Below are 4,198 nucleotides of genomic sequence, written 5' to 3'. Positions count from 1 at the left end.
GGGGGGGGGGGCGGGGGGGGGAGCGCTGGGTGGGCGTCGGGGCGGGGGTGGGACTGGGGGCGGGTGGGGGGGGCGGGGCGGGGTGTGCGGGGTGGCGGGAGGGAGTCCGGCGAGCGCCGGCCGGCGGCGTGTTGCGCCGCGCGTTCGTCGCGCCCGTTTGCTGCTGCATGTTGCCGTCTCCTGTGGTTCTGGTATTAATGGCCGTCCTTGCAACGTCCGGCTCGACACAGGTTATCGATCGAGTCTGAGAAAATGCTGACATCCCGGCCTCGGGAAAACCCCTAACCCACCCATCTGCGAAACGGCACCATGCGCATTCTCGTCGTGGAGGACGATGCCGAAATCGGCGCGGCGATCCGCAGCCGCCTGGCGCGGCTCGGCCATGCCGTCGATCTCGAAACCGACGGCGCGACCGCGAACGGGCTGCTGCGCGTCGAGCGCTTCGACCTCGTCGTGCTCGATGCGAACCTGCCCGGCATGGACGGCTTCACGGTGCTGCGCCACCTGCGCGCATCGGGCAGCACGACGCCCGTGCTGCTCGTCACCGCTCGCTCGGCGATCGACGACCGCGTGAGCGGCCTCGGCCTCGGCGCCGACGACTACCTGGTGAAGCCGTTCGACTATCGCGAACTCGATGCGCGCGTGCAGGCGCTCCTGCGCCGCAACAGCGGCCACGCGAACGACGTGCTGACGCTCGGCGGCCTCGTGATCGACCGCAGCAGCCGTCTCGCAGAACTCGACGGCCAGCCGCTGTCGCTGTCGCGCCAGGAATTCGCGCTGCTCGAAATCCTCGCGAGCCGACCCCAGCGGATCTTCTCGAAGGACGAACTGCTGAATCAGCTGTTCAGCTTCGGCAACGAACCGACCGCGAACGCGGTCGAGCAGTACGTGACACGCGTGCGCAAGAAGCTGCAGGGCAGCTCCGTCGAGATCCGTACCGCGCGCGGGATGGGGTATCAGATTGCGGCGCACTGACTGGTTCCCGAAGACGCTGTTCGGGCGCACGCTGCTCTTCATCGCGCTCGTCGTCGCGACCGGCGCGCTCGCGCTCGCGGCGATCGCGCGCTACTACGCGGGCGTCGCGGCCGAACGCGCGTACGACCAGTTGCTTGCGGGCGCATCGATCCAGGTCGCGGAAAACCTCTACGTGCAAGGCGGCGTGCTCGCGCTGAATCCGCCGGTAGCCGCGCTGTCGACGCTGTCGCGCTACGACCTCGTCTACTACAAGGTGGTCGATTCGCGCGGGATCGTCGTGGCCGGCTACAACGATCTCGCGAGCCCCGCGACGCTTGCCGCCGCGAAACAGGGCCCGGCGTTCGCGAACGGGATGTACCAGGGGCACCGGATCCGCACCGCGACCATCGCGCGCTACATGCCCGAGGAAAGCACGCCGGGCTGGGCGCTCGTGACGGTGGCGCAAACCACCAACGCGCGCCAGCAGCTCACGAACGACATGAGTTTCAAGGTGTGGACGCTGATCCTGCTGATGAGCGTGCTCGCGATCGGCGCGAGCGGCCTCGCGATCCGGCGGGGCCTGCGCCCACTCGCGCAGATCGGCACGATCATCGCCGCGCGCGACCCGGCCGACCTGCGGCCGGTGGCCGTCGATACGCCGAGCGAGATCGACGCGATCATCGGGTCGATCAACGGGCTGATGCGCCGCCTCGCCGAGCGGATCAACGCGATGCAGCGCTTCATCGCCGATGCCGCGCACCAGATGCGCACACCGCTCGCACGACTCGACGCACAGATCGAACTGCTCGACGGTGAAGCTGATCCCGCGCGTCACGCGGCACGGCTCGACGCGCTGCGCGCGACCTGCTCGGACGTCGGGCGGCTCACCGGCCAGCTGCTCAATCATGCGATGGTGATCCATCGCACCGAGGCCGTGCCGCTGCAACCCGTCGAACTCGTCGCACTCGCGAAGGACGTGCTCGGCCGCACGATTCCGCTCGCGGGCGAGCGCGATGTCGCCGTCGCGTTCGCGAGCGACGCGCCGCTTGCCTGGATCGACGGCGATGCGATCAGCCTGCAGGAAGCGCTGTCGAACGTGCTGCACAACGCACTGCTGCACGGTCATGCGGACGACATCGTCGTCTCGGTCGCGACGCAGCGCAACGTCGACGATGCGGTCACGCTGACCGTCACCGACAACGGCCGCGGGATTCCGCGCGAGCACTGGGACGCCGCGCTGCAACCGTTCGTGCGCATCGCGCCGGACGGCAGCGAGCGGCGCACCGGCTCGGGCCTCGGGCTCGCAATCGTGCAGGAGGTGATGAAGGCGCACGGCGGGCGCGTCGGGTTTGCGTTTCCCGACGCGGGCGGGTTTTCGGTGGTGCTGACGTTTCCGCGCGCGGCGGGGAGCGTCGCAAAGCAGGCATGATTTGACGGACTGCGCCGGTTCAGGCGCGTGCGCAGTGGGCGCTCAATCGTCGCTGTCGTCTTCGAAGCGGTTGCGCTCCAGGTGCCGCGCCACCTCCCGGTCCAGCTCGTCGTACTGACGATCGCAGAACAGCCGGCACAACGTATCGACGTCGGTACGCTTCCTGACGTCGATCGTGTCGACCTGCTGCTCCAGCTTGCCCTTGCCGATCCCGAACAGCCCCTTCTTCATCCGCATGGAGACGGCATTCAGCTGAAAGCCGTCCGCGTGCGCATCGCTCAGGGCAGTTACCCACAATTCCCGCTGATCGTCGGCATGCTGCAGCACGAGGGCCGGCAACGGGCCGTCCTGCTTGTCGTCCCATTCGGCATGCTGCGCCGCCCACGGGAATGCGTCGAACGCCTGCGTGAACGACGGGAAATCCGTCGCGCCCTGCGGATCCAGTTGCTTGAAATCGTAGCCGACCTTCTGAATGGAATAAGTCAACATGGCGCGGCGCTCCCGGTGGTGGTAATGGCGACTGAGCGCCAATCTACCTGACAATCCGGCATGCATCGCAATTTTTTGCGCCCCACCACGCCCGCTACGCCGCCACCGCCTCCCCGCCGAGATACGCATCGCGCACCCGCTCGTCGTCGAGCAGCGCCTGCGCGGGCCCTTCGAGCACGACGCGCCCCGTCTGCAGCACGTACCCGTAATGCGCGATCTCCAGCGCGAGGCTCGCGTTCTGCTCGACCATGAACACGGTCACGCCCTGCCGGTTGATCGCGTCGATCAGTTCGAGCACCTTGTCGACGTAGAGCGGCGACAACCCCATCGTCGGCTCGTCCATGCAGATCAGCTTCGGCCGCGCCATCAGCGCGCGCGCCATTGCAAGCATCTGCTGCTCGCCGCCCGACAGCGTGCCCGCGCGCTGCGTCAGCCGCTCGCGCACGCGGGGAAACAGGTCGAGCACGCGCTCGTAGTCTTCCGCCACCGCCGCGCGGTCGCCACGCGTGTACGCGCCCATCAGCAGGTTCTCGCGCACGCTCATGTCGCCGAACAGCCGCCGCGCCTCGGGCACGGCCGCGATCCCGCGGCGCACGCGCTGCGGCGTCGCGAGCGCGGTCACATCGTCGCCGTCGAAACGCACGACGCCGCGACGCGGCCGCATCAGCCCGAGAATCAGCTTCATCGTCGTCGACTTGCCGCTCGCGTTGCCGCCGAGCAGGCTGACGATCTGTCCGCGGCCGACTTCGAAGTTCACGTCGAAATGCACCTGCACCGGCCCGTAGAACGTGTCGAGGTGTTCGAGTTTCAGCAGCGCGTCGGTCATGGTCGTTTCGGATCCGGAAGAAAGTGCGGTCATGCGGCCGCCTGTGCTGCGCGTTCGGCCGGCGCGCCACCCGCGTGCCGGCGGCCGAGGTACGCCTCGATCACGCGCGGATCATGCCGCACGTCGCGCGGCGCGCCTTCGGCGATCTTCACGCCGTTGTCGAGCACCATCACGCGGTCGGACACGCGCATCACGAGTTCGAGCTTGTGTTCGATCAGCAGGATCGTCAGGCCGCGCGCCTTCAGCGACTGGATCAGTTGCAGCATCTCGGCCGTTTCCGTCTCGTTCATCCCCGCCGTCGGTTCGTCGAGCAGCAGCAGGCGCGGATGCAGCGCGAGCGCGCGGCCGATCTCCACGCGCCGCCGGTTCGCATACGACAGGCTGTGCGCCGGATGATCGATGCGCGGCGTCAACCGCTCGCCGAACCCGGCGACGATCGCGCGCGCCTCGTCGCGCAGCGCGGCTTCCTCGCGCCGCACCGCCGCGGGCCGCACGAGCGC

Annotated in this window: 5 protein-coding genes; 2 read left to right on the top strand and 3 right to left on the bottom strand. The window is 68.7% G+C overall.

Annotated elements, in window-relative coordinates; all coding sequences use genetic code 11:
- Positions 1–309 precede the first annotated feature (309 nt).
- Together G3O00_RS40625 and G3O00_RS40620 are read left to right on the top strand one after the other, a co-directional pair.
- Complete coding sequence (locus G3O00_RS40625) at positions 310–975, top strand: response regulator transcription factor (RefSeq protein WP_174934383.1); 666 nt, start codon at positions 310–312, stop codon at positions 973–975.
- Positions 962–2,383 carry a sensor histidine kinase gene (locus G3O00_RS40620; RefSeq protein WP_206146366.1) on the top strand — a complete coding sequence of 474 codons (1,422 nt, stop codon included), beginning with the start codon at positions 962–964 and terminating at the stop codon, positions 2,381–2,383. The genes G3O00_RS40625 and G3O00_RS40620 overlap by 14 nt, the downstream gene beginning before the upstream one ends.
- Positions 2,384–2,425: 42 nt before the next feature.
- Here the strand turns inward: G3O00_RS40620 and G3O00_RS40615 are convergent, their stop codons facing one another.
- From G3O00_RS40615 to G3O00_RS40605, 3 genes are all read right to left on the bottom strand, one after another.
- Positions 2,426–2,872, bottom strand: coding sequence for a hypothetical protein (locus tag G3O00_RS40615; protein WP_206146365.1), 447 nt, complete (start codon positions 2,870–2,872; stop codon positions 2,426–2,428).
- Positions 2,873–2,966: 94 nt separating this feature from the next.
- A complete protein-coding gene (locus G3O00_RS40610) occupies positions 2,967–3,731 on the bottom strand; it encodes an ABC transporter ATP-binding protein (protein ID WP_174934377.1) in 765 nt (254 codons plus the stop codon).
- On the bottom strand, positions 3,728–4,198 hold a 471-nt coding region (locus G3O00_RS40605), incomplete at its 5' end, for an ATP-binding cassette domain-containing protein (protein ID WP_206146364.1). The genes G3O00_RS40610 and G3O00_RS40605, both read right to left, overlap by 4 nt.

Source organism: Burkholderia sp. Ac-20384 (assembly GCF_017104605.1).
GTDB classification, from domain to species: domain Bacteria; phylum Pseudomonadota; class Gammaproteobacteria; order Burkholderiales; family Burkholderiaceae; genus Burkholderia; species Burkholderia lata.
This window is presented reverse-complemented; position numbering and strand designations above follow the sequence as displayed.